Source organism: Gemmatimonadota bacterium (assembly GCA_016712265.1).
Taxonomy (GTDB): domain Bacteria; phylum Gemmatimonadota; class Gemmatimonadetes; order Gemmatimonadales; family Gemmatimonadaceae; genus RBC101.
Genome location: JADJRJ010000027.1, coordinates 429,237 through 455,583, shown reverse-complemented (window position 1 = coordinate 455,583; position 26,347 = coordinate 429,237). Strand labels below are relative to the sequence as shown.

The following is a 26,347-nucleotide window of genomic DNA, read 5'->3' as shown; positions in this document are numbered from 1 at the left end:
GTGCCATGGCTGCGACGTTCAGGCGTTGGCTGGGGGGCACGATGCGCACCCTGAAACAGGTGGTCGGGTTGTGGCACGTGCGGCCGGCTCGGGCCGTGGCGAGTCGCGAGCAGTTCGATGCGCTGAGCGGCGCCCACGGGTCCTTCCTCGTCGTCGCCGCACTGGGCGGCATTGCCTTGGTGCTCGGCGGGTTCGTCGAACGGGCCGTGGCGTCGTGCGGTCCCGGAAACCTGTCGTTCCTCCAGCTGGAGCTCACGTTCGACGCGCGCGAGTTCGCGGAGATGCTGAACCCGCTGAAGGACGCCTGCAAGCGCGGGGTGTTGTGGAGCCTGGTTGTCGACGGTGCCTTTGCGCTGGGCTATGGGTTGGCGCTCTCGGCGCTGTACCTCTGGGCTGAGCGATACCTGAGGTTCGGGCCGCGGGAGAAGCCATGTCCGCCGGCCGACCTACCGCCCCTGTCAGCCGTTGTGGTCGTCCTGCCGTTCATTGCGGCCACGCTCGACCTGGTGTTCGAAAACCTCGCGCTACTGGTGGCCGCGTGGCCACTGTGGCGCCCGGACGGCGCGATCATGACCAGCGGGCTCACATCGGCCCTGGTGATGATCGGGTCGATTGGCGCCGCCCTCAAGTGGACGGCGCTGGCCGCCTACGGGCTCGGATTGTTGTGCACGCTCTTCATTGGCGAGCGTGGTACGGTCCTGTGGCAGGCACGCTTTAGTGTCCTGGCGGCACTGCTCGGGAGTGTCCCGCTGCTCGTGGTCCCTCAGGGCCAGGACATCGCGCGTCGCCTCACGGAAGGACCGTTTGCCGCGTGGCGGGCCGTGGTTGGTGTGGCGGCCCTCGTGATATGTGCGATCGGGGTTTGGTACAGCGCACGGATCCTCGGGTTGCTGCGCCAGCGGATCGAGCGGGAGAAGGCGGAGGCAGAGGCGAAGGCCGCGTCCCCTGCGACGCGCACCGAGGATGATCCGGAGGATTCATGGTTGCTGTTCTTCGAGGAGCACATCCCGCGCATGCTGGCGGTCGGGCTCCTGGTCATCGCCGGCCTCGCGTTCGCGCGCGTCGCCGATGCGGAGGAGTGGTTCCTGGGTGTGGCCGTGGGGACCTACCTCGTGTCGATGGTGCTCGCGCGACCGAAGCGCGGGAAACTGCTCGAGGCGTGGGGCGCGTTTGTCCTGCCGCGCACCCTGGCGGAGCACGGACGGCTCGACGCGTTCCGGCAACGCATTGGTCGCGTGATGATCGGGCTGGTTGGGGCGGCACTGCTGCTGGCCTGGCGACCGGCACCCTGGCCGCAGCGGCTGGCGTCAGCGTTGCTCGTTGCATCCGCGTGGTTGCTGTATCTCTACATCTACTCGAGGCGCGAGCTGACGGCGCGCGACAGCGACAGCGACACCACGAAACGGACCCTCAGGACGGGAATCACCGACACCCAGCGCACGCGCGTGCGGAGCCAGTTGATCGCCTTTGGTCTCGTGAGCGCGGGACTCCTCCTCGCGTTCACCTTCCAGAGCGTCACCGTGGGGCGCGCCCTCGGCGGGCTGCCGATCCTCGCGCTGATGGCGACGCATGCCGTGGTCGTCGGGGGGATGTTGGTTCACCTTGGCCGTCGCACGGGGCTTCCCATGGTGGGATTGCTCGTCGGGATGGCGGTGGCATTCAGCTGGTGGAATGACAACCACGACATCCGGCCCCTGCCGGACGCCGATGCGACGCGACATGAGGTGCGCTCGTTGCAGGCCCACTTCAATGGATGGCTTGCGCGTCGCGCGGCGGAGCACGAAGGACCGGTGCCCGTGGTCTTCGTGGCCGCCTCGGGCGGCGGGTTGCGCGCCGCGTACTGGAGTGCGCTGGCACTGGCCGAGCTCCAGGATCGCGACTCTACGTTTGCCCGCCATGTCTACGCGATGTCTGGCGTCTCGGGCGGAAGCCTGGGCACCGGGTTGTTCGCGGCCATGGTGCGGGACCGGGCGGGGCAGGCGAATGCACCGTGCGCGCCGATGACCGCGTGCGTCCGGGACTTCATGGACGACGACTTTCTCTCTCCCGTGCTGGGGAAGATGGTCGCGCCGGACATGCTGCAGTGGTTCCTGCCGTTCCCGATTGGCGCGTTCGACCGGGCAACGGCGCTCGAGGAAAGCTGGGAGCGCTCCTACCGGGATGTGTTCGGAACGACGACGCTCGAGGAGCCGTTCCTGCAGCTCTATGCGGACAGTGCGCGGTCGCGCGATGTCCCCGTCCTGCTGCTGAACACCACGCATGTGCAGACGGGGAAGCGGTACATCAGTTCACCGGTCGACGATCCAGGCGTGTTCCTGGACGCCCGAAGCGTGCGGGAGGCGATGGGGCGCGACCTGCGTCTGTCGACGGCGATCCACAACAGTGCACGCTTCACCCTGGTGAGCCCCGCGGGTCGCATTGATCGGGGGGACGGGCAGTCCTACGGATCCTTGGTCGATGGCGGCTACTTCGAGAACTCAGGGTTGACGGCGATCGCGGACCTGCACGCGATGCTGCGCGCGCGCGCGGTGCAGGGGAGTCTTCCGCCGCTCGATGTGAGCGTCCTGTACCTCTGCAATGACCCGGTGTCGTGTGCGGCGGACATGGCGACGGAGCGGCCGCTCACGAGCAAGCGCGGCGCCGTGGGGGAGCTGTTGTCCCCGCCGACGGCGCTGATGGCGACCCGTGATGCGCGCGGGAGTTATGCGCGCGAGCGCGTGACGCACCAGGTGAACGATGTCAGCTTGCCCCTGCACTACTTTCAGCTCAACGTGTGCGATGGACTGGGGGTCACGCAGTCCGACGAGGCCGACCAGCACCTGCGGGACCGCCTCGTGGACCCCCCGCTGGGGTGGCTCCTGTCGACCGGGGCGATGGCGTGGATGGACAACTCGCTGGTCCGGCCGCGCGCGGCCGGCGGTGGGGGGCGAGCTGTCGGCAGGCGAACGCCGACGTGTTGGATCAATTGCTCGCGCGGGTGTCGGCGGGTCGGCGTTAGGTGTGCGCCCGCTCGAAGCGTCGATCGGGCACGAACCAGATGACCGCGACGAGGGCGTAGATGCCGAGGGCCAACCAAGGGAAGCGGAGTGCGAGGAGCAGCCCGACGACGTAGAGGACGAGCGAGACGTTGCCCTTGCGGTCGCTGCCTAACGCGCGTGTGAAGGCGGAGTCGGCCCCATGCAGCTGCACGAGGGTGCGGGCGAGGATCGTGTAGGCGATGGCGGGCATGAGGAGTGAGACGCCATACAGGGCCACCGGGAGCGGGGCGAAGTGGTTCTCGCCCATCCAGGCGGTGGCGAACGGGACGAGCGAGAGCCAGAAGAGCAGGTGCTGGTTGGCCCAGAGGACCGAGCCGTTCACATGCTGGACGGCGTGCAGCATGTGGTGGTGGTTGTTCCAGTAGATGCCGATGTAGACGAAGGACAACGCATAACTCAGGAACACCGGCCACAAGGCGCGGAGTGCGGCCCAGGACGGATCGTGCGGCACGTTGAGCTCCAGCACCATGATGGTGATAACGATCGCGAGGACGCCGTCGGAGAACGCTTCGAGCCGGTTGCGGGTCATGGGAAGTGCGGTGAGGTTGTTCGCTGAACGGAAATACAACCTGGAGGAGTGGAATGGCCAGCAGCAGCGCGGTCACGGTTGCCGCCTACCTGAAGGAGCTGCCTGCGGATCGCCGCGCGGTGCTCGCCAAGGTGCGCGGGATAGTCCGCAAGCACCTGCCGAAGGGGTACGTGGAAGGGATGAACTACGGGATGATCACCTGGTACGTCCCGCTCTCGACCTTTCCGGACACCTACAACAAGCAGCCGCTGATGTACGCGGGGCTCGCGGCGCAGAAGAACAACTACGCCGTCTACCTGATGGCGGTGTACGGCGATCCCACGTTGGAGAAGTGGTGGACGGCGGCGTACAAGGCGACGGGGAAGAAGCTCGACATGGGGAAGTCGTGCGTGCGGTTCAAGTCACTCGATCAGCTGCCGCTCGACGTCCTGGGGGAGTGCATCGCGAAGGTGCCGTTGGCGACCTACCTGGCCCGGTACGCGGCGGTGAAGGGGAGTGCGCGGAAGGCACGCAAATCGGGGTAGGGCGTATGGGGTAGGGCGGCCACGGGGAGACGCACCCGGGGGGGCCGCACGCGCTGCGGACGGCGCCAGCGACGTCTCTTTGCGAAAGCGGGGACCGGGTGTCGGGAGGTCGCGTCCCACCCAAGTGTCGGTACGGCAAGGGGATGGCTTGCTCGCCCCCACAGGTGTTGTGGGGGAGCGGGGCTCCCGTTTGGACTGCCGGACGGGTTATGTTTGCTCTCCCCTGCGGTTCGGGGACTGGCTAGGTAGCTCAGTTGGTAGAGCAGCGGACTGAAAATCCGCGTGTCGGCGGTTCGATTCCGTCCCTAGCCACTGATGGATCCAAAGCGGGCGCCCAGAGGTCACTCGGGGCGCCCGTTTTCCATTCGGGCATCGCCGGCACAGCCAGGCTGCCGCGCCAAGCAGGACGAGGTTTGGCAAATCGTCCTCGGCGCCTGCATCGTTCCCGGGATCGCTCCCCAGGTTCACGAGACGCATGACCGCTCGCACGTTCGCCGCCGCGTTGATCGCCCTCCTGGCGGTCGGCCGCCCCGTTGTGGCTCAGTCGACTCCGGTCCCGCTCCCACCAGCACCACCCACCCACGCGGTCACTGTCGAGCACGAGGTCTTCATCCCCATGCGCGACGGGACGCGACTCGGCGCGACCATCGTTCGCCCCGCTGCTCCCGGGCGCTACCCCGTTGTGGTTCGCTATTGGCCCTACGGCCGCACGCTCGACACGTACTTCGCGGAGCGGGGTTACGTGACCGTGCTTGCGGAGGGGCGCGGCACGGGCAGCTCCACCGGCATCATGGCCGATTACTTCGACGCCATCTCGTTCCGTGACGGCTATGACGTCGTGGAGTGGGCCGCCGCCCAGCCGTGGTCCACGGGCAAGGTCGGGATGTGGGGGATTTCCTACGGGGCCATCAATGCCACGCGGGTCGCGGCGCTCAAGCCGCCGCACCTCGCGGCGATCGCGGTCAACAGCTCGTACGCCAACTTCTATGGCGACCACTGGTATCCTGGTGGGGTGCGCTCCAACCACCCCTACGTCTGGCATGGTGCGTCGAACGTCCTCTCCACCATGCTGCGCGGACCCGTGTATCCCGGGGCTGACGGCGAGCCCACGCTCGACCTCGATCGGTGGCAGGCGAAGGTGCGTGACAACGGCTGGGAAGGGTTCTTTGCGCCGCAGTGGGCACATGACCGCTACGACGCGTACTGGCAGGAGAAGGACCTGCGCAGCAAGTACGCCGACTACGCGGTGCCAACACTACAGGTCGGCAACTACTTCGATCACGCGCGCAACCACGACGAGGCCTACCTCACCTGGCAGGTGCTGAAGGCGAAGCGGATCCCGCAGAAGCTCATTGTCGGACCCTGGACCCATGGGGGCTTCGGACCCGCACATCCCATCGACTTTTCGCGCACCGTCCTTGCCTGGTTCGATCACTTCCTCAAGGGGATCGACACCGGGATCACGCGCGAGCCACCGGTGACCCTGTTCGTCATGCGCGAGAACGCGTGGCGGTCCGAAGACAGCTGGCCCATCGCCCGAACGGTGCCCACGACCTATTTCCTCGACGGCAACGGCACCCTGTCTGTGACTGCGCCACGCGACACCACCGCGCGAACGTTCAGCTACCGTCCGTGGGTGGGGAGCGCCTCCGGGCCCTACGGCACCTGGTTCGATGCGCGGTACGAGGACTACCTCGTCCTTCCCGACCAGCGGATCGATGAGGGAGAATCGCTCACCTACACGACCGGGCCGCTGGGGGGTGACGTCGAGTCGACGGGAATGCCCGAGATCACCTTCGTCGCCACGTCGACCGCGGCCAACACCGACTTCACCATCAAGCTCAGCGACGTGTCGCCGGACGGGCGATCCGACCTGGTGACGCGTGGGTGGCTCAACTCCTCATACCGCGAGTCCGACGTGAATCCCCGGACGCCGGCCGAGTGGAAGGTGGTCCCGACGAGTGAGATCACACCGGGTGTTGCGTATCGGTACCGGGCCACGCTGCAGAACGTGTCCTACCTCTTCCGAAAGGGGCATCGCATCCGCGTCACCATCGCCTCCAGCGATTGGCCCTCCAACTGGCCCAACCCGCTCCCGGCGGAGAACACGGTGCACGTGGCGCACGATGGCGTCGCGGGGGTGTCGCGGCTCGTCCTTCCCGTGGTCCCCGCGGCGGCTGCCCCGCGTCCGGCGCCGCGGCTGGCGTTGCTGCCACCGGCGCCCATTCCCGTACGCGACCCCAACGGTCCGCGCTATTCGGTGGAGCACGACCTCACGGCGAACACCGTTACCTACCGTTCCGCAGCGACTGCCCAACAGCCCGTACCTGGCGGCACCATGGAGCAGGTGGTCGACTGGCGCATCGACCTGACGAAGGCGCCACCGTATCGGCAGGTGATCGAGTATGTCACCACGCGCACGATCCGGCGCTCCGGCCACCGGGACCTTCGTGTGATTTATCGGGTGCGCACCGATTCGGCGGGGCCGCGCGCGACCGTGGAGTGGCAGGAGCTGCCCATACCCTGAACAGGTGGCGCGCGTGCATCATTGGCCCAGGTGCCCGGCACGGTGTACCTCCCTTCTCCGGCGAAACCATGCGATCCCTGGCGGTACTCCTTCTTTCCCTTCTCAGCATGTCCGCCCCCGCGCAGTCGGCTCCTGATGACCTCGAACGCCGGGTCGCCCACGGTTACGCCGTCTCCACCGGCGGAGTCCGCATCCACTACGCCGCGCTCGGCGACGCGCAAAAGCCATTGGTCATCATGATCCATGGCTTTCCCGACTTCTGGTATACGTGGCGCCACCAGATGACGGCGCTCTCGGACGACTACTACGTGGTGGCCATGGACCAGCGTGGCTACAACCTGAGCGACAAGCCAAAAGGTGTGGAGCAGTACGACATGGCGCTCCTGGTGGACGATGTCGCCGCGGTGATGCGCGCGCTGGGCCGTGAACGGGGCATCGTCGTGGGGCACGACTGGGGCGGGGCGGTGGCCTGGGCGGTGGCGATGATGCGCCCCGCACTCGTCGAGAAGCTCATCATCCTCAACCTGCCGCACATGCGTGGCCTGCGGCGAGAACTGGCCACCAATGCGGAGCAGGCGCGCAACAGCCAATACGCGCGCAATTTCCAGATGCCTGATGCGGCCAGCGCGCTCACGCCGGAAGGGCTGGCGTCGTGGGTCACGGATGCGGCCGCCCGGCCGAAGTACGTGGAGGCCTTTCGGCGGTCGGACGCCGAGGGGATGCTCGCCTACTACAGGCAGAACTATCCGCGTGAGCCCTACATGGTGGATTCATCACCGGTGACCAAGGTGCAGGCCCCGGTGTTGATGATTCATGGGCTGGGAGATCGGTACTTGCTCCCGGGGGCGCTCAACGACACCTGGCAGTGGGTGGGACAGGACCTCACCATCACGACGATTCCTGGGGCGGGTCACTTTGTGCAGCACGATGCCACCGCGATGGTGAACCGGACGATCCGCATGTGGCTGGCGCGGTGAAGGATCCGTCGGGGTCGTGAGGCCAGCAGGCGGTGCATGGTGGCGTTGCTTTGGACGACCGCAGCTGTCGCGACTACTTCATCCACATCGCGTCTGCGCCATACAGCGTCTCGAGGTCCCACAGGTAGACCTCAGGGCGCTCCTGCTGAATCGCCAATGCGAATTCGGGTTCGAAGCCGCCGGCCGCCACCCACAGCAGTGGTGACTCCGGCTTGGCGGCCGCATGTGCCCACGCCACACCAGACCTGGTCAGTCGGTGCAGTCCCTCCATATGATGTCGATGCCACTTGGCTGAGACTGGTGTCGAGTTCCACTTGACGCCGCCGGTCATCACCCGGCCGTCGACGAGGGGGGCGACGATATCGATCTCACGCGATTGTCGCTCACTGTCCTGCCCCTCCCAACGCCCCCAATCGCTAACAAGCGGAAGGTCGCGTCGCACCCGCAACCGCTGATACCCCTGTTCGGCGACGCGCTCGAAGACATGCCCGATGTAACCATCGAAGATCCCCGAGACGTGCTGGCTCCAGATGGACATCGCGTCGTTCCGCGCCAAGGCTGCCTCAAAGCGTGTGACGAAGGCATAGTAGAACGCAAAGGCCGGATCGTCGATGCGATAGCGAAACGCGGCAGTGGCCTTGGCCCCCATGTTGCGCTCACTACGCACGTATCCCAGGTGCATCAGCTTCTCCAGCATACGGCGTACGACCGTATCGGCGTCCCCCTGCAAGCCTGCACGAATCTTGATCTCGGCAAACTCAGTACTGCCTACACCGATGGCGCGCAGGATCGCCTGGTACTTGGCGACCTCGCGAAGGCCGCGTTCCTGTACAAGCGCCGTCTCGATGAGCGAACGAACCTCTCCACGCGGATCGAGGAGGAGGCGCGAGATGTTCTCGTCGAGTGTCTGATCGAGATCGAGTGCCGCGAGATAGCGTGGCGTGCCGCCGAACGCCGCGTAGCAGCGCACCCTGTCCCGAAGTGATGCGAACGGCACCATCTCCCCGACATGGCCGTAGTCGAACGGCTCGAGCTTGGCTTTCCAGGTGAAACGGCCGTAGAGCGGCGCTCCACCTTCGTCGAGGGCCTCGAGCGTCTTGACTGCCGAACCAGATAGAATCAGCAAGAAGGGGCGATTCGGACGCTGCTGCTCCCACACCGCATTGAGCTCCGACGCAATGCTCCCCAACTCCTCTGGCGTCGTCCCCAAGTACTGGAACTCGTCGAGCACGACGACGAGGGGCTCTGGATTCCGTACCTCAAGGAGGAGTCGAAAGACCTGCCGCCATGTCGGGTAGTCTTCTGCGTGAAGCGTGTCCCCGGACCAGTCGGCCAGGTCCTGGACCAGCGTTGCTCGGTTCTGCGCCTCGGTCGTCTCCGCGCCGGTGAAGTAGAAGACCTGCTTTCCGGACCAGATGTGATTGAGGAGATAGGTCTTCCCGATTCGTCGTCGTCCGTAGAGGAGCGCGAGTTGCTGGGTTCCCCGATCAAGGAGCGCGCGCAGTTCCTGCTGTTCCGTGTCACGGTCGACAATTCCAGGCATCTATACTCACAGAGAAGTACACTTCCATATGAGTAATGCCGCCAGCCCCTACATGCAATGGTATACTCTCGTATGAGTATACTTGCGCGTAAGTAATGATACTCCGTTGGCGCGGACTTCCGCCGGGTCGAAGCGCCTCCCTACGATGCCGTCGCCGCGACCGGCTTGCCCCCTGTGCGCAGGAACTCCACAAAATCCTCCGGCAACCCCGCCGCGCGCACCGCAGATGTCGCGGCCTCGATGTCATACGATACCCGCACGAACTCCACGCGCGCCTCTCCCGCGCCAAGCTCCAGGCGCACGTAGCCGGCGCGCGCATCGCCGTCCTTCGGCCGGCCGACACTTCCCGTGTTGATGAAGTGGATGCCGTCCACCGTGCGGTGCCACGGCTTGTGCGTGTGGCCACAGGCGATCGCATCACCAGCCTTGAGCCCGACCACGCTCGCCATCTTGAGGCAGAACTCGTCGGAACGATCCTCGGTCCAGTAGAGCGTGTTGAGCGTGGGCGTGCCATGCACCAGGACGAGGCGTGGCCCGGACGCGTGCCCGCCGAGTGGGTGCAGGTCGAGCGAGAAGGGAAGTCCTGCCAGCCACTGCTTGTTCGCGCCGCTCACCGTGGCGCGCGTGAACTCGTAGCTGATGTGCGCGAGTTCTTCCTGCCGCGGCGTCTCCGACTTGCACCCACAATGCTTGTAGTCGGTCGCGACGGTGGAGTCGTAGTTGCCGGCGATCCCGCCAATCCCGCGCTCGCGCAGCCGCGCGATAACCTCGTTGGGAAAGGCGGAGTACCCGACGAGGTCGCCGAGGTGGTAGATGGCGTCGATATCTCCCCGATGATCGATGTCGTGCAGCACGGCATCGAGCGCATGGAGGTTGGCGTGGATATCGGAGATCAGCGCGTAGCGCATGTGGTGGCTCCTGTGGCGCTGGAATCTACCGCTGTCCGCGCGACGGTTCGATTCCCGCGAATGTCACGGAACGCCGATCGCACGGACGCCAGGAGTCGTCAGCACTTTCGGGCCCGATGATCCTGCGGGCGGCAGGCAAAGCCGTCCACATGCCACAACCCGCGCCGTTCCCGCTCCGCCGCACGCTCGGCGGCCTCGAACTTCGCCGCGTATCGAGAGGTGGCCGGGAACGGCAGCGCCGCGGCCCATCCCTGGCGGACCATCTGCCAGTTCACCATCTCGCCGTTGTGCCAGACGTAGGCCAACACTCGATCGTACTGGTCTCGCGCGGTGTTGTCGGACTCGAGTCGCACGGTATCGCCAACGACAAGCAGTGAGGCGAGCGCGGCCGTGGCCGCCGAGCCGTGAGGCTCCTGCGTACGCTCCGGGGCGTCCATCCCAATCGGACGAATCGTGCCAACCCCGGCACAATCGAACGTGTCACCGTCTATGATCCTGGAAACCGTGCAGGAGACGGAGAGGCTGGCTGGCATCGTTGGAGGTGCGAGGTCCGCCGCGCGCGATTCGCCAGGAAACCCGGCGAATTCCTGCGCCGGTGTCGCAGCTGAACACCTCCGCCCACCGTTGGATCGATGTCCCCGCGCGACCGCCTGCGCCTCTGACAGGTACTCGCCTCGTGTCGTGCTGCCATAGAACTCGGTGCCCCGACAGTGGTAGACGCCGGAGCGTGTGTTCACCCAGACACTGTCGGTGCCCTGTGCAGACAGTGGCGCCGACAGGCTCACGAAGGCGAAGAACGCGGCGAGGCACGGTGTGCGCATGAGAACGTTACGAGTCAGTGATTTGACGGCGGTGGCGGTTCCGTGCACCTTGCTGCCCCCTTCAACGTCGAGCCACGGAAATGACCACGCAGGAGATCGGCACGCAACTCATCGCCTTGTGCCGTGAGGGCAAGAACATCGAGGCGATCAACACGTTCTACGCCGATGACGTGGTGAGCGTCGAGGCCGGTGGGCCGCCCGGGATGGACCGCACGACGCATGGAAAGGCTGGTGTGATCGGCAAGAACCAGTGGTGGGTCGAGAACCATGAGATTCATGGCGCGTCGAGCGAGGGGCCGTTCCCGCATGACGATCGCTTTGCCGTCCGGTGGACCTATGACGTGACCCACAAGCCCAACGGGCAGCGGTTCACGATGAACGAGGTCGCGCTCTACACCGTGAAGGACGGCAAGATCGTGCGGGAGGAGTTCTTCTACGCGATGTAGCCTCGCCCGTTCGGGGGCAACAGAAAGGGGACGGCCGCGGTGGCCGTCCCCTTCGTGTTTGACTGCTACCCGCGTGATTACTTGCGCTTGGCCGAGTAGGGGAACTCGCCCATTCCTTCGGCGACGATCTTCCCTTGCAGGTTGTCCTTGTCCTTAAGGGCGCCGATGCCCGTGAGGTTGATCATCTGGCCACCGGCGTCGATGGCGAAGGCGAGGAAGAGCGAGTCGCCCTTGGCGAAGCCCGCGACCTGCGCGCTGCCGACCTCGGACTCGAACGTCCCGCTGATGCTGTCCGCCTTCTGCTCGAGGGTGAGGGTGGACGCCATGGCGCCCCTGGGGCCCATCGACGACCACATCCCAGGCGCCGGTGAAGTTGGCGAATGCGGTGGCGGCCATGGTGCTGGCGGCGACGGCCACGGTGAGAACGATCGCAGAGATTCGACGCATGGTGGGATCAGAAGGGGTGAATACGGCTGGGCTGGCCGGGAACCGACCCGGTGAATAGTGGCACGGCCGGCCCCGGGACGGGAGTCGCCTGACGGCGCCCGGCCCCCGGAGCGCCACTTTGTAACCGGGGAGGGCCGAAAGTGCCGCCCCGGGAGGTACGCGGATTCATGCCCCATCGTTTCGCCCTGATCGCGGTCAAGCTGGTCCATACCCTGGCCTGGGCCGTGTTTGCCGGCTGTATCCTGGCGATCCCGGTCTACGCATGGCGGCGGGAGCTGGGGGTGGCGGCCTGGCTGATCGGGATCGTGATGGTGGAGGTGGTGGTGTTGGCGGCGAACGGGATGCGCTGTCCGCTGACGGCCGTGGCGGCGCGGTACACCCCGGAGCGGCAGGACAACTTCGACATCTACCTGCCGTTGTGGCTGGCGCGGTACAACAAGGAGGTGTTCGGGTCGCTCTTTGCTGGTGGGTTGGTGTTCACGCTGGTGCGGTGGTGGTGGTGAGGCGGGGTCGCCGCTGCCGGTGCCACATCTCGCCACTGGACGGCGGCGGTCCCGCGGACTTTGTTGTGCGGAGCAGGCCACCTTTGGCCATTTGTCCCACGAGGTTGTGACCGCACCATCCCTCACCAAGCGCGACATCCTTGCCGGGCTCCAGTGTCATCGCCTCCTCTGGTGGCAACGGCACGAGCCCGACGCCAAAGAGTTGCAGCCGGATCGCGTCCTGCAAGATCTCTTCGACCAGGGCCGCCAGGTCGGTGAGCTCGCGCGCGCGGCATTTCCCGGAGGCGTGTTGATTGCCCCGGGTTCCCGCGAGGAGCGCACCCAGCGCACGGCGGAAGCGATCGCCGACGGTGCCGCGGTGATCTTCGAGGGAGCGTTCATCGCGGACGGCCTGTTTGTCGCCTGCGACGTGTTGGTGCGCGACGGCGATGCGTGGCACCTCATCGAGGTGAAGTCGTCCACGTCGCAGAAGGATGAGCACATCACGGATGTCGCGGTGCAGGCGCATGTCCTCGGCCGCAACGGCATCCAGCTCGGTCGCATGGACGTGATGCACCTCAGCAAGGAGTTCCGGCATCCTGCTACGGGCGATTTGTTCGCGCGCACCGACACCACGGGCGAAGCGAGCGAGCAACGGGAGCGAATCCCGGATGCGTTGCGGCGCCACCTGCAAGTGCTCGAGGGATCGTTGCCCGATGTCCCGATCGGGCTGCACTGCGCCGAGCCGCGGGAGTGTCCGTTCTACGATCGGTGCTGGCCGGACGATGAGTGGCACATCGCCAACCTCTACAACGTCGGGCCGAAGAAGGCCGCCACGTTCATGAGCGCGGGGGTGCACTCCATTCGCGACCTGTCCGAGAAGGACAGGAAGAATTTCACGGTCCGCCGGCAGGTGCGCGCCATGGACGAAGGGCGGTGCCTGGTCGAGCCAACGTTAGGCGCCGCCCTTGCCGTGCTCGACGTAGAGCCGCTCGGCTTTCTCGACTTCGAGACGATCTCGCGGGCCGTCCCGGTGTGGGATGGCATGGCCCCGTGGGGGATGGCGGCGGCCCAGTTCTCCTACCACGAGACAAAGCCCGGCGGCGGCTATCGGCATGCGCAGCACCTGGCCGAAGGGCCGCAGGACGCTCGCCCGCTCATCGCCGAGCGTTTGGTGGAGGCGACGCAGCATGCGGTGAAGGTCGTGACGTATTCGGCGTTCGAGAAAACCCGCATCCGGGAGCTGGCACGGGTGGTGCCGGCGCTGGCGCCGGAGCTCGAGGCGCTGGAGGCCAAGCTGGTTGACCTGCTGCCCATCGTCAGGGACAATGTGTACGAGCCGCGGTTCCGGGGGTCGTTCTCGCTCAAGTACGTGTTGCCGGCGTTGGTGCCGGAGTTGACGTACGAGGACCTCGTGATCGTGAACGGGATGGTGGCGAGCGTGGAGATCGCGCGGTTGCTGTTCGTGGCGGATCGGGTGCCGGCGGAGGAGAAGGAGCGGGTGCGGAAGGACCTGCTGGCGTATTGCGAGCGGGATACGTGGGGATGGTGCGGCTGGTGGAGGTGTTGAGGGGGATGGCTGCGTGAGCCACGGGAGCGCCCCGACCATTGAACACCTGCCACTTGTTCCTGGTCAGCCGGCGGGTGGATACTGTGTGAAGCGTGTTTGATCGGTACGCTCGGCGTCGATCCGCATTCTCACGATACGGTGGAGTGGGAGATTCATGGAGATGACGCGAGAAGGGCGGCCGACGTTCGAGGAGCTTCGGCGCGAGAACCAGCATGGGGCGGAGTACTGGAGCGCCCGGGAGCTGCAGCCTCTGCTGGGTTATTCGCAGTGGCGCCGGTTTGAACAGGCCATCCAGCGCGCGCGGAGTCGTGTGCGCAGTCTGGAACGAGCCAGACAACCATTTTGCCGGCGCCGGCAAAATGGTCCCGCTGGCTCAGGAAGCGTTCGGGATGTGGACGATGTCCACCTGTCCCGGTTCGCCTGTTACCTGATCGCCCAGAACGGTGACCCACGAAAGCCACAGATCGCGCTGGCCCAGAAGTACTTCGCGATCCAGACGCGGCGCCAGGAGCTTTCGGACCAACTGAGGGCTGACCATGAGCGTCTGGAATTGCGCCGAGAGGTCGCGGAGGAGTTCAAGGCGCTCTCCGGTGCGGCCCAGGATGCCGGTGTCCAGAGCCGCATGTTTGGCGTATTCCACGATGCGGGCTACAAGGGCCTCTACGGCGGGCTCGGCCGCGAAGCGATCAAGCGCCACAAGGGGATAACGGAGAAAGAGCACCTGATGGATCGCATGAACGCCACTGAGCTCGCGGCCAATCAGTTCCGGATGACCCAGACCCGGGACAAGCTGGCGCGGGATCGGGTGAAGGACCAACAGGCCGCCATCCGCACGCACGAAGACGTGGGCAAGGAGGTGCGTGCCGCCATTGGCCGCATTGGCGGCACCATGCCGGAGTCGATCGCGCCTGATGAGCCCATCGCGCAAGTAGAGCGGCGTGTGAAGTCGACGACTCCCAAACTCGAACTGGACGGGCGGGATGCGGTGGGTTTACGCGGCGGCGCGCCCGTCAAGGCCGACGACGCCTGACGGTTCGGCTCCATCCCCATTAGCGGAACACCGGCCGCCACCAAATCGGCTGCGGCTGGTTCACAGGACGTCGGGGACGCCGAAGGCGCCGAGGATGGGCAAGCTCATAGGCGTAGTAGTCCCCCGAAGGGATGTAACGACACCCGGTCACCTCCACCGAGCCGACGATGCAGCCGGCGGGTAGGTCGCCCGGGCTGAACTTTGACTTCTTCCATGACGCGGGGTCATCGGCCGGCGTCGCACTCGCGTAGATGTAGACTCGCCCGCGAACCTGGGTGGCAATGGAACGATACTCCGCCACCTTCTTGCCCTGCAGGATGAGCTCCGCGTATGGCTGGCGGATGCTGATTGCTCGGAGAATGCGAGGGGGCATGAAAGTGGGGTCGATTCGGCGGGATTCTATGTCGGGCTCGGCCCCGCCGACAGTGCGTCATACACCCGGAAACACGGGTGGCGAACCTAATGACGGCGGGCCACCTTAGGGACGCGAGACCAACGGTAACCGAATGCGACTCCTACCCAATGCGGGCAACCAGCGTGTCGTTGATGAGCTGAGCGTCCACCTGGACTCCGCCGCATCTCTCGACCTCGTGGCGGGCGCCTGCTCGCTCTTTGCGTTCCAGGCGCTCGCCAACGAGCTGGCGAGACTCTCCGGGGCGCGCTTCGTATTGCCAGCCGACGAACAACGCCTTGAACTCCTCGGTAGCGCCGAGGACCGCGGAGCTCGCAACCAGCTCCGCAATCAGTCCATCGCCCGAGCCCTTGCCGAATGGCTGAAGAGCCGGTCACAGGTGCGGATCACCTCACGGTTGCTCGGACAGGCGATGCTCGCCACCCGCGACGCGTCTCTGCAGCCGACGGCCGTTCTTTCAGGCACGTGCGACTTTACAACCGCAGGGTTAGGGCTCACCCCCCAGGACCAGCTTGGCTTCGTGCAGGTGGCAGACTCCAGCGCTGAGCGCGTCGCGCTCGGTGCCTGGTTCGACAACCTCTGGGCTCGGCTTCCCAGCACCGGAGGCCTTGAACACCTGCTTCGGCAGGTTGAGCGTGTGGCCACGGACGAACCGCCGGCACTGATCTACCTGGCGATCCTCTATCGCCTCTTCCATCAGCAGGGAGAGGGGCTCGACGAGGACCGGGTGGTGCGCGCGGCAACCGGTATCCGGGACACGGTGGTGTGGAAGAAGCTCTACCGGTTCCAACGGGATGGCGTCGTGGGTGCCATCGACAAGCTCGAACGCTACGGGGGGTGCATCATCGCCGACTCGGTGGGCCTCGGGAAGACCTTCGAGGCGCTCGCCATCATCAAGTACCACGAACTGCGCAACGATCGCGTGCTGGTTCTTTGCCCCAAACGGCTGCGCGACAACTGGACCATCTACACGGCCAATGACCGGCGCAACATCCTGGCGACCGACCGTTTCAACTACGATGTCCTCAACCACACCGATCTGTCACGTGATCAGGGAATGTCCGGCGACATCGACCTGACGCATGTCAATTGGGGCAACTACGACCTCGTAGTCATCGATGAGTCCCACAACTTCCGCAACAAGAAGACGCCGCGCGCTGGCGGCGATACGCGCTACGACCGGCTCATGCGCCGGATCATCAGGGAGGGGGTCAAGACGCGAGTCCTGATGTTGTCGGCCACGCCGGTCAACAATCGACTGGCTGACCTGCGCAACCAGCTGGCCTTCGCCACCGAGGGGAACGACACGGCCCTCGCCGAAGCAGGCATTCCGAGCATCGACGCCACTACGCGTCTCGCCCAGAAGCAATTCAATAGATGGTTGGACCTCGACGAGGCCGAGCGAACACCGGGTCGTCTCATCGAGATGCTGGGCTTCGACTACTTCACCCTCCTGGATCTGCTCACGATCGCTCGCTCACGCAAGCACATCGAGCGCTACTATGGGACCAGCGAGACAGGCAAGTTTCCAGAACGTCTCCGGCCCATCAATTGCAAGGTCGAGGTCGATCGTGCCGGCCAATTCCGTTCCATCAAGGAAATCAACCTTGAGATCAGACGGCTGACGCTCGCGGCGTACGCTCCGCTCCGGTACGTCCTTCCCCACAAGCGAGCCGCGTACGACGCGCGCTACAGCACCGAACTGCGCGAAGGGAAGGGCACCTTTCGGCAGGCGGACCGCGAGGAGAGCCTCGTCCACCTCCTCCGCGTCAATGTGCTCAAGCGAATGGAGAGTTCCGTCTCATCGTTTGCCCTCACACTGGAGCGGCAGCGTCGAGATGTAGACGCCATTCTGGATCGCATCGAGCAGCAATCCGCGGAAGTCGAGGAGCTGAACATCGACGACGTCGACTTCGACGATCCCAATATCGAATCGCTCCTCGTCGGCCGCGAAGTGAAGGTGCTCCTTGCAGACGTCGACGTCGTGCGCTGGAAGCAGGATCTCCTCGAGGACCGAAACCGGCTTGACGCCCTGCTGAGTACCGCGCGTGTCGTCGATCACGTTCGCGACGCCAAGCTGGAAGCCCTTCGCTCGATGATCAGCGAGAAGTGCGCGGCGCCGATCAATGCGGGCAATCGCAAGGTCATCGTCTTCACGGCCTTCGCTGACACCGCGAAGTACCTCTACGAGCACCTTGCACCCCTGGGCCCGTGAGACTCTGGGGCTGGAGAGTGCCCTGGTTACCGGGGCCGGTCGCAACCAGACGACCCTGCCCGGTCTTCGTCGTGACCTTGCATCGATTCTGAGCGCCTTCTCGCCGCGCTCGCGTGAGCGCCCGATGAACTCGCCGAGGAAGGGGACCTGGACCTGCTGATCGCCACCGATTGCATTTCCGAGGGACAGAATCTCCAGGACTGTGACTGGCTGATCAACTACGACATTCACTGGAACCCGGTACGCATCATCCAGCGTTTCGGGCGCATCGACCGCATCGGGTCACCCAACGAGCGCATCCAGCTGGTGAACTTCTGGCCCAACATGGAGTTGGAGGAGTACATCAACCTGGAGCAGCGGGTGAGCGGTAGAATGGTCCTGCTCGACATCTCGGCGACCGGAGAAGAGAACGTTATTCGCTCGGAGTCTGGCAACCAGATGAACGACCTGGAGTACCGCCGCAAGCAGCTTCTGCGGTTGCAGGATGCAGTGATTGACATGGACGACCTCTCGGCGGGTGTATCGATCACGGACCTTACGCTCACCGACCTTCGCATCGACCTGGCGACGTGCCTGCGAGAACGCCCAGGGGTTCTCGAAGGCATTCCGCTCGGCGCGATGGGGGTGGTGCGCACGTTGGACGTGGACGTGCCCCCAGGGATCATCTTCTGTCTGCGAGGAGAGACCGAAGCGACCAACGCACGGATCGAGTCGTCGTATCCGCTCGCTCCTCACTACCTGGTACACGTGGGGACTGATGGTGCCGTCCTTCTGGGGTACACGCAGGCGCGGCTGATTCTGGAGCGGCTGAAGCGTCTGTGTCTGGGGCGCGACCTGGGGGATGCGGCAGCGCTGGAGGAGTGGGAGTCGAGTACGCGTCGTGGGACAGATATGCGTCGAGCGCAGGAACTGCTCGCCGCGGCGGTGGGATCCATCGTCGGGCGTGGCGAAGAGCGAGCGCTTACCTCGCTCTTTACGCCGGGAGGGACGCACACGCGTCGCGGCGAGTTCGCCGGCATCAACGACTTTGAGGTGGTGACGTGGCTGGTGGTGCTGGAGAGCCAGTGATCTCGGTGGAGGCGTTGGTCGCGGCGTTCGGCCTTCCGGCAGCGGCACAGGTCGACAGGCGAGTGCCAAAGACCATGTTGATGCAGCACGCTGGCTTCACGGCTGCGGACCGGCGCGCGATCGCTGACGGGGTGGAGGAGGTGCGCTGGATTGCCAGCCTCAAGGCGGGGAACTGTGGGGTGCCACCGTATCGCGACGCCGAACGGGAGTACCTGGAGATCGCTGTGGCTGCCCTGGGGCTTCGAGAGGGTGCAAGCGAGACTCGATTGACCGAACTGTTGCACCGGGCGATTCCCTATCCACTGCTGCTTGTCGCGCACTCGTCTGCGGCGGTTGTCTGGTCTGTCGCTCACAAGCGATGGTCGTTGGCTGCCGAAGGGCGGGTGGTGCTCGACGCGGCCCCCGAGAGCGCCGACGTTCGCGAAGTGCCGCCGTCCATGGCGGATGAGATGCTTGCGACGTGTGCGATGGCGCGGCAGCCCGGCAGCGACATGAAGGCGCTCTATGAGGGGTGGTGCGACGTGGTGACGGCGGTGCGAACGGCAGCTGTCACGGGTAGATTCACCCTCCCCCGCGAGGCGGGCTCCGTGCGACGGCAGGCCTTGGAGGAGTTGCGGGAGATTGATGAGCAGGTCGCGCGCGTGGAAAAGGCCGCGCAGCGGGAACGACAGACCGCCAGGTTGGTGGAGCTGAACCTCGAACTCAAGCGGCTGCGTGAGCGACGTGCGGCCGCGCTGAATTGCCTATGACAGCCAAACCGACCGTCACTCCCATCACCGCCAACGATCCAGAGGCGCAAAGCGCCGACGTTGTCGGTGGAAACATCGAGCGACTGAAGGAGCTCTTTCCCGACGCGTTTGTGGAAGGGAAGGTCGACTTCGAGGTGCTCAAGCAGCTCTTGGGCGGTGCAGTCGATGAGCGACCGGAAAAGTATGGGCTCAACTGGCACGGCAAGCGACAGGCCCGGCAGCTGGCGCTGACCCCATCGATGGGAACGTTACGCCCGTGTCCGGAGGAGAGCGTGGATTGGGATACCACGCAGAACCTGATGATCGAGGGGGACAACCTGGAGGTACTGAAACTTCTCCAGAAGAGTTATGCCGGGAAGGTGAAGTTGATCTACATCGACCCGCCGTACAACACGGGAAAGGACTTTGTGTACCCGGACAACTTTCGGGACTCCATCCAGAACTACCTGGAGATCACGGGGCAGGTGGAGGGTGGGGCGAAGGTCTCGTCGAATGCGGAGACGTCTGGGCGGTACCACACCGACTGGCTCAACATGATGTACCCGCGGCTCAAGCTGGCGCGCGACCTGCTGCAGGACGACGGCGTGATCTTCATCTCTATCGATGATCATGAAGTGCAGCACCTAAGGGGGCTATGCGATGAAGTGTTTGGACCGGAGAACTTCGTTGCAACGATAATCTGGCAGAAAGTATTTAGCCCAAAGAATTCTGCCAAGCACCTATCGGTAGACCACGACTACGTAGTCGTATACGCGCACAACGGAGAGGCTTGGAGGCCGGTTCTACTGCAGAGAACTGCGGAGATGGAGGCTAGATACTCGAATCCTGACCAAGATCCACGCGGGCCATGGACATCCGGTGACGTCTCTGCGCGCAACTACTACGGGCTCGGCACATACGCCGTCAAGACGCCCTCCGGTCGTGTTATCGATGGCCCGCCCGCGGGCCGCTATTGGGCAATTTCCCGTGAGAAGTTTGAAGAACTCGACCGTGACGGCCGCGTTTGGTGGGGCGCTCAGGGCAACAACATGCCGAGGCTCAAGCGGTTCTTGTCCGAGGTGCAGGACGGAAAGGTGCCCCAGACTCTATGGCTCCACACAGAGGCCGGGAACACGCAGGAGGCAAAGAAGGAGCTACTGGGCCTCGTGCCGATCGTAAACGCGGACGCTGTATTCGATACCCCCAAGCCGCGGCGCCTCGTTCAGCGCATGCTTGAGATCAGTACTTCGGCGGAGGCACGTGACCTCGTGGTCGACTTCTTCGGCGGCAGCGGCACCACCGCCGATGCAGTGCTTCACGCAAACGCTAAGGATGGCGGCAATCGTCGATTCATTTGCGTTCAGCTTCCCAGCAGGCTGGAGGTCGCAGCACAATTGAGCGACGGGCGTGCTATCGAGACCCTGAGCGGAATCACGAAGGAGCGTCTCGCGCGTGCCGGCGACAAAGTGCGGGCGGACCAGCCGATGTTTGCCGGCGACCTCGGCTTCAGAGTCTACAAGATGGACTCCAGCAGCATCGCCGAATGGGATGCGTCCTCCGGGGACGTGGAGTCCACACTCCTGAGCGCCGTCGAGAACATCAAGCCCGGCCGCACCGAGCGGGACGTCCTCGTTGAATTGCTTCTCAAGCTTGGTCTCGACCTCTGCGTGCCCATCGAGGAGCGGCTGATCGGCGGCAAGAAGGTTCACGCTATCGGTGGTGGCACCCTCGTCGCCTGCCTCGACACCGCCCTTTCGGCCACAGACGCCGAGGCGGTGGCGCTGGGCATTGTGGAGTGGCTCAAGGAGCTCAAGCCAACCGGCGACGTCCAGTGTGTCTTTCGCGACAGCGCGTTCGCGGACGACGTCGCCAAGACCAACTTGGCCGCCATCCTCGCGCAGAACGGCGTCACCAACGTTCGCAGCCTGTGAGCGGCAGCCAGGAACAGCCTCCCTCAGGTCAGATCGTCCTCTACCGCGGGGACGGGGGCACGGATATCCAGGTCAGACTGGATGGCGACAGCGTCTGGCTGACGCAGGCGCAACTCGCTGCCCTGTATGAGGTTACGCCGCAGAACATCTCACACCACCTGGTCGAGATCTACGAGTCTGGGGAACTCGTAGGGGGCAACTTGCAAATACTATTTGCAAGTTCGAAAGGAGGGGGCGCGAGGTCACAAGGGAACTCGCCCACTATCACCTGGACGCCACTATTGCGGTCGGCTACCGCGTTCGCTCAGCACGGGGTGCCCTCTTCCGCCAATGGGCCACCGAACGGCTCCGCGAGTACCTGGTCAAGGGCTTCACCATGGACGACCAGCGCCTCAAGGATGCTGGTGGAGGGAGCTACTTCGATGAGCTTCTTGCACGGATCCGCGACATCCGCTCATCAGAGCGGCTCTTCTGGCGCAAAGTCCTCGACATCTACGCCACGAGCGTGGATTACGACCCCTCGGCGGAAGCATCACAGCGCTTCTTCCAGACCGTCCAGAACAAGATGCATTGGGCGGCTCACGGGCAGACCGCGGCCGAGGTGATCTACCGCCGGGCTGACGCGAGCAAGCCGAACATGGGGCTTACGGTGCCACCCCAGGGTCGTCGAATCCGTCGTCAGGATGTGACGGTGGCCAAGAACTTCCTGAACAGCGACGAGCTGAACGCGCTCAACCTGATCGTGTCGGCCTATCTCGACTTCGCCGAGTTACAGGCAATGTCGCGGCGCTTGATGCACATGGGCGACTGGATCGCCAAGCTTGACGACTTCTTGCAACTCTCGGAGCGAGAGATCCTGTCGCATGCCGGGACCATCTCTCACGAGAATGCGGAACTGAAGGCGTCGGCCGAGCTGGACACGTGGCGGAAGCAACAGGACGCGCTACCGCAACCTGTCGATCAGCATTTCGAAGCCGCGCTCAAGAGATTGCCCAAGGGACCAAAGGGCTCGCGCAAGGAGTCGAAGCAATGAAGCTCCACTTCGAGCCCGACCTCGACTACCAACTGGAAGCGATCGCCGCGGTCCGCGACCTCTTCAAGGGCCAGGAACATGGACGCACCGAGTTCACGGTGTCGCGGCCGCGGGCGCAGCAGACAGAGCAGTTCAGCGATCTGGGTGTCGGCAACCGCCTCCTGCTGCTGGAGGAAGAGATCCTGGCCAACCTCAAGGCCATTCAGTTGCGGCAGGGGCTCCGGCCTGACGACGCGATTGCCTCCATGAACTTCAGCGTGGAGATGGAGACTGGTACCGGGAAAACCTATGTGTATCTGCGCACGATCCTCGAGCTGCACAAGTCATACGGCTTCTCGAAGTTCGTGATCGTGGTGCCATCGGTGGCCATCAAGGAAGGTGTCCGCAAGTCGATCGAGATCACGGCGGACCACTTGCGGGGTCTCTACGACGGTGTGCCCGTCGGCCACTTCGTGTACGACTCAGCCCGATTGGGTGAGGTGCGCAACTTCGCCACCAGTGCGCACATCCAGATCATGGTGGTCACCGTCCAGGCGCTCACGCGCAGAGACCACGCGGTGGTCTATCAGGAACGTGATCAGCTGAGTGGTGAGAAGCCGATCGACCTGATCCGTGCGACCTCGCCGATCGTGATCATCGATGAACCTCAGTCGGTTGAAGGCGGCGATGAGGGGCAGGGAGCGAAGGCGATTCGCGAGATGAACCCGCTCTGCGTGCTGCGATACTCGGCGACGCACAAGAATCCGCACCATATGGTGTACCAGCTGGACGCCGTCAGCGCTTATCAGCGCAAGCTGGTGAAGCAGATCGAGGTGGCCGCCGGCACCGTGGACGCCGGGTTCAACAAGCCGTTTGTGCGCCTGGTCAAGGTCTCAGCGAAGAAGGGAGTGGTGACGGCGCAGGTGGAACTGGATGTCGCGGGTGCGTCGAGTGTTTCCCGCAAGGTGACCACGGTTCGTGATGGCGACGACCTCTGGGAGACCAGCGGCCACCGCGATGTGTACCAGGGAATGCGGGTCGGGGAGTTGCAGGCGAGCAGGGGGAACGAGCGCATGGAGTTGCGCCGCCCCGGTGGGGAGGAGTGGCTGCGCCCGGGCGAGGCATTCGGCGATGTGGAGAGCACCTCGCTGCAACGCCTGATGATCCGCAAGACCATCCAGCAACACTTGGAGAAGGAGCGGCGCCTGCGACCCAAGGGGATCAAGGTGCTCTCCTCTTCTTCATCGAGGAGGTGGCGAAGTATCGCGAGTACGACCAGGACGGCTCGCCAATCAAAGGAGAGTACGCGCGGATCTTCGAGGAGGAGTTTGCGCGTCTGGCCCGCCATCCAGACTTCAACGATCTCTTCGCGGGCGTTGATCCGTCCGCTTCGGCAGCAGAGGCGCACGACGGCTACTTCGCGAAGGACCGAAAGAAGATCCGCGGCCAATCGGTGGAGTTGTTCAAAGACTCCAAAGGCAACTCCGCGGCGGACGATGACGCGTACAACCTCATCATGCGGGATAAGGAACGGCTGCTCTCCTTCGAGACCCCACTTCGATTCATCTTCTCGCACTCGGCGCTACGGGAAGGCTGGGACAACCCAAATGTGTTCCAGATCTGCTCCCTGCGTGACATGCGAAGCGAGCGAGAGCGGCGTCAGACCCTGGGCCGAGGGCTACGCCTCTGCGTCAATCAGGAAGGGCAGCGCCTTCGTGGCTTCGAAGTCAATACGCTGACTGTCATTGCCAGCGAGAGCTACGAGGAGTTCGCGGACCAGCTCCAGAAGGAGATCGAAACCGAGACCGGGATGCGCTTTGGTATCGTCCCCGATCATGCGTTCACCGGCCTGAGCGCCGTCGCCGCAGACGGGAGAGACGGTATCCTGGGCTACGAGCGCTCGAAGGAACTCTGGACGGCGCTGCATCAACTGGGTTACATCGACGGAGCCGGACGAGTAACAGACGCACTGCGCAGCGCGCTGAGGAGCGGCGCCGTGCCTCTGCCTGACGCGTTCAGGGCGCAGCACGAGCAGATCGAGGACATCCTGCGCAAGCACGCGGGGCGGCTGGAGATCCGGAATGCTGACGAGCGACGCACGGTGCGCGCGCGACAGGCGGTGCTGGATGACGCGGAGTTCCAGCGCCTCTGGGACGCCGTGAAATACAAGACCACGTACCGCGTCCAGTTTGACAACGAGAAACTCATCAGCGAATGCGTCGACGCCCTGCGCACTGCACCGCCGGTGTCACGGACGCGCCTCGTCTGGCGCACGGCGCAGATCCGTATTGACGTCGGCGGAGTGGACGCCAGGGAGACAGGCTCATCTGCCCCCGTCGTGATGGAGGAGAAGGACATCGAGCTACCCGACATCCTGACGGTGTTGCAGGATCGCACGCAGCTCACGCGTCGCACGATCTGTCGCATACTGATCGACAGTGGACGCCTCGACGACTTCAAGCGTAATCCCCAGCAGTTCATCGACCTTGCCGCCAATGCGATCAACCACCGCAAGCGACTCGCCCTCGTGGATGGCGTGCGCTACCAACGGCTCGGCGACACCGAGTACTACGCCCAGGAGCTGTTTCTCCAGCAGGAGCTGACGGGATACGTACGCAACATGATGGAGAATGCCACCAAGAGCGTTCTGGATAGCGTGATTTACGATTCCGAACCCGAGCGCAGCTTTGCCGACGCGATGGAGAAGAGCAGTGCCGTCAAGGTGTACGCCAAGTTGCCCGGATGGTTCACTGTGCCGACGCCGCTCGGTGCGTACAATCCCGACTGGGCGGTTCTGGTCACCACCGACGACGGCGACAAGCTGTACTGTGTTGCCGAGACAAAGCACACAGCGTCGCTGGACAAGTTGTTCGATACAGAGAGGAGCAAGATCGAATGCGCGAAGCGGCACTACGATGTACTCCGCGCGCACGCGAAGGCCGTGTCCGAGCCCGAGCCGCGATACTGGTCCGGGGAGTCGCTGGATGAGATGATTGCGAGCAGCGCGCGAGAGTCGGGGGAATGAGTCACTCGGGTGAAGAGTTCCATACATCAAGGGAGCGGCAACGAAGCCATGATCCCGAGGAAGAGAACCGTCCGCCTGTCGATGCTGCGGTTGAGCTTCGCGCGCTCGCCGTCGAGTGTGGCCATGCCGGATGGGACGGCTATGGCGCCCTACCCGTCTCGTCCCTCACGATCGAACTCGCGGAGAAGGTGCTGCGCCTCGTTGACCCCGATCTTCCACAGCCTGACGTAAGCGCGCATCCCGACGGGGCAGTCGCGTTCGAGTGGTACCAGCAGCCCAACAGGACCTTTCTGCTATCGGTACAGCCGGACGGGCTCCTCGTCTGGATGGATGTCTGCGATGGGATCAGGGTCAAGGGAACGCACCCGCCGGTGCGGAGTTGCCCGCTGTGGTTCTCGCAGGGATTCGCCAGGCGGTTAATCGCCAAGCCCAAGGCGCCCCGCTCGTGGACCGTCCCACATGATCCGCAACCGATCATGAACGTTTACATCTATCCTACCGATCGCGATTGGTACCAGCACCTGAGCCAACAGCATCCCCTCCCGGATGAGGTCAACTTCTGGCGCCCCGGTGGCAAGCAGCGGTTCTCAGCGCTGGCAAGCGGTGACTTGCTGCTCTTCCGCTTCGGTGCACCCGATCATGCAATCGTTGGGGGTGGTACCTACACGCACTTCTCCTTCGCGCCGCTCTACCAGGTCTGGGATGCCTTCGGCCAGAAGAATGGAACGCGCGACTACCGATCTTTGCTCGATCTCATCGCACGATACCGGAAGTTCGAGGGGCCACCAGAGCAGGCGGCCAACAGTGTCATCGGTTGCATTGTTCTCACGGCACCTTTCTTTCTGCCGCGGGACCGCTGGTTCAAGGTGCCACCGGAGTACGAGGTCAACAGCCCCCAGGGACAACGGTACGCGGCGTCTTCGCCAGTTGGTTCACGTCTTCTCGCGCAGGTGACGGAAGCACTTCGGGCGGAAGCCGGACGACGCACTTACGAGGGAGAGGCGCCTGCGATGCAGTTCGGCGAGAGCATAGTTCGGCGTCGGCTCGGTCAGGGGCATTCTCGCTCATGGTTGCCGACGCCTATGAACGGCGCTGCGCGATAACTGGAGAGCGA

Annotated in this window: 19 protein-coding genes, 1 tRNA gene and 2 pseudogenes; 16 read left to right on the top strand and 6 right to left on the bottom strand. The window is 64.4% G+C overall.

The window, feature by feature from the left end:
• Positions 1 to 5: 5 nt before the first annotated feature.
• Positions 6 to 3,041, top strand: a complete 3,036-nt coding sequence (locus IPK85_06335; GenBank protein ID MBK8246999.1) for a hypothetical protein — start codon at positions 6 to 8, stop codon at positions 3,039 to 3,041.
• Here IPK85_06335 and IPK85_06330 read toward each other — a convergent pair.
• Positions 2,995 to 3,567 (bottom strand): DUF1211 domain-containing protein, encoded by a 573-nt coding sequence (locus IPK85_06330; protein MBK8246998.1) that lies wholly within the window; start codon positions 3,565 to 3,567, stop codon positions 2,995 to 2,997. The genes IPK85_06335 and IPK85_06330 overlap by 47 nt on opposite strands.
• A 53-nt stretch (positions 3,568 to 3,620) precedes the next feature.
• On the opposite strand from IPK85_06330, the gene IPK85_06325 reads away from it, so the two are divergent.
• The 4 genes from IPK85_06325 to IPK85_06310 all read left to right on the top strand — a co-directional run bounded on the left by IPK85_06325 (position 3,621) and on the right by IPK85_06310 (position 7,595).
• The gene (locus tag IPK85_06325; protein ID MBK8246997.1) at positions 3,621 to 4,091 is read left to right on the top strand and encodes a DUF1801 domain-containing protein; all 471 of its coding nucleotides are present in this window, start codon (positions 3,621 to 3,623) and stop codon (positions 4,089 to 4,091) included.
• A 239-nt stretch (positions 4,092 to 4,330) separates the two neighbouring features.
• A tRNA-Phe gene (locus IPK85_06320) sits at positions 4,331 to 4,403 on the top strand.
• Between the two features lie 163 nt (positions 4,404 to 4,566).
• Positions 4,567 to 6,618: a CocE/NonD family hydrolase gene (locus tag IPK85_06315; GenBank protein MBK8246996.1), complete on the top strand. Its 2,052-nt coding sequence runs from the start codon at positions 4,567 to 4,569 to the stop codon at positions 6,616 to 6,618.
• A gap of 107 nt (positions 6,619 to 6,725) precedes the next feature.
• A complete protein-coding gene (locus IPK85_06310; GenBank protein MBK8246995.1) occupies positions 6,726 to 7,595 on the top strand; it encodes an alpha/beta fold hydrolase in 870 nt (289 codons plus the stop codon).
• A 73-nt stretch (positions 7,596 to 7,668) separates the two neighbouring features.
• On the opposite strand, the gene IPK85_06305 is transcribed toward IPK85_06310, so the two are convergent.
• The 3 genes from IPK85_06305 to IPK85_06295 form a co-directional block, all read right to left on the bottom strand.
• Positions 7,669 to 9,138 (bottom strand): hypothetical protein, encoded by a 1,470-nt coding sequence (locus IPK85_06305; GenBank protein ID MBK8246994.1) that lies wholly within the window; start codon positions 9,136 to 9,138, stop codon positions 7,669 to 7,671.
• Positions 9,139 to 9,278: 140 nt separating this feature from the next.
• Positions 9,279 to 10,046, bottom strand: coding sequence for a metallophosphoesterase family protein (locus IPK85_06300; GenBank protein ID MBK8246993.1), 768 nt, complete (start codon positions 10,044 to 10,046; stop codon positions 9,279 to 9,281).
• A gap of 98 nt (positions 10,047 to 10,144) precedes the next feature.
• A complete protein-coding gene (locus IPK85_06295) occupies positions 10,145 to 10,867 on the bottom strand; it encodes a thermonuclease family protein (protein ID MBK8246992.1) in 723 nt (240 codons plus the stop codon).
• 80 nt (positions 10,868 to 10,947) lie between these two features.
• Here IPK85_06295 and IPK85_06290 point away from each other — a divergent pair, with 80 nt between their 5' ends.
• Positions 10,948 to 11,313, top strand: a complete 366-nt coding sequence (locus tag IPK85_06290) for a nuclear transport factor 2 family protein (GenBank protein MBK8246991.1) — start codon at positions 10,948 to 10,950, stop codon at positions 11,311 to 11,313.
• A gap of 77 nt (positions 11,314 to 11,390) precedes the next feature.
• Here the strand turns inward: IPK85_06290 and IPK85_06285 are convergent, their stop codons facing one another.
• A complete protein-coding gene (locus tag IPK85_06285) occupies positions 11,391 to 11,639 on the bottom strand; it encodes a hypothetical protein (GenBank protein MBK8246990.1) in 249 nt (82 codons plus the stop codon).
• Positions 11,640 to 11,680: 41 nt separating this feature from the next.
• Between IPK85_06285 and IPK85_06280 the strand changes: the two genes are divergently transcribed.
• From IPK85_06280 to dinD, 4 genes are all read left to right on the top strand, one after another.
• On the top strand, positions 11,681 to 11,818 hold the full coding sequence (locus tag IPK85_06280; GenBank protein ID MBK8246989.1) for a hypothetical protein: 138 nt from the start codon (positions 11,681 to 11,683) through the stop codon (positions 11,816 to 11,818).
• 109 nt (positions 11,819 to 11,927) lie between these two features.
• A complete protein-coding gene (locus tag IPK85_06275; protein MBK8246988.1) occupies positions 11,928 to 12,263 on the top strand; it encodes a hypothetical protein in 336 nt (111 codons plus the stop codon).
• A 106-nt stretch (positions 12,264 to 12,369) separates the two neighbouring features.
• Positions 12,370 to 13,812: a DUF2779 domain-containing protein gene (locus IPK85_06270; protein MBK8246987.1), complete on the top strand. Its 1,443-nt coding sequence runs from the start codon at positions 12,370 to 12,372 to the stop codon at positions 13,810 to 13,812.
• Between the two features lie 160 nt (positions 13,813 to 13,972).
• The gene (dinD, locus tag IPK85_06265) at positions 13,973 to 14,842 is read left to right on the top strand and encodes a DNA damage-inducible protein D (GenBank protein MBK8246986.1); all 870 of its coding nucleotides are present in this window, start codon (positions 13,973 to 13,975) and stop codon (positions 14,840 to 14,842) included.
• 19 nt (positions 14,843 to 14,861) lie between these two features.
• Here the strand turns inward: dinD and IPK85_06260 are convergent, their stop codons facing one another.
• The gene (locus IPK85_06260) at positions 14,862 to 15,215 is read right to left on the bottom strand and encodes an ASCH domain-containing protein (protein MBK8246985.1); all 354 of its coding nucleotides are present in this window, start codon (positions 15,213 to 15,215) and stop codon (positions 14,862 to 14,864) included.
• A gap of 133 nt (positions 15,216 to 15,348) precedes the next feature.
• Here IPK85_06260 and IPK85_06255 point away from each other — a divergent pair.
• The 6 genes and pseudogenes from IPK85_06255 (at position 15,349) to IPK85_06230 (ending at position 26,336) form a co-directional block, all read left to right on the top strand.
• Positions 15,349 to 18,537: pseudogene (locus IPK85_06255) on the top strand (DEAD/DEAH box helicase family protein).
• Positions 18,510 to 19,286: a DUF4391 domain-containing protein gene (locus tag IPK85_06250; protein MBK8246984.1), complete on the top strand. Its 777-nt coding sequence runs from the start codon at positions 18,510 to 18,512 to the stop codon at positions 19,284 to 19,286. Before IPK85_06255 ends, IPK85_06250 begins: the two are co-directional and overlap by 28 nt.
• Positions 19,283 to 21,196: a site-specific DNA-methyltransferase gene (locus tag IPK85_06245; protein ID MBK8246983.1), complete on the top strand. Its 1,914-nt coding sequence runs from the start codon at positions 19,283 to 19,285 to the stop codon at positions 21,194 to 21,196. The genes IPK85_06250 and IPK85_06245 overlap by 4 nt, the downstream gene beginning before the upstream one ends.
• A gap of 211 nt (positions 21,197 to 21,407) precedes the next feature.
• Positions 21,408 to 22,229 (top strand): virulence RhuM family protein, encoded by an 822-nt coding sequence (locus tag IPK85_06240; GenBank protein MBK8246982.1) that lies wholly within the window; start codon positions 21,408 to 21,410, stop codon positions 22,227 to 22,229.
• Positions 22,226 to 25,233 (top strand): annotated as a pseudogene (locus IPK85_06235) (DEAD/DEAH box helicase family protein). The gene IPK85_06240 and the pseudogene IPK85_06235 overlap by 4 nt, the downstream one beginning before the upstream one ends.
• A complete protein-coding gene (locus IPK85_06230; GenBank protein ID MBK8246981.1) occupies positions 25,230 to 26,336 on the top strand; it encodes a hypothetical protein in 1,107 nt (368 codons plus the stop codon). Before IPK85_06235 ends, IPK85_06230 begins: the two are co-directional and overlap by 4 nt.
• The last annotated feature ends 11 nt before the right edge of the window (positions 26,337 to 26,347 follow it).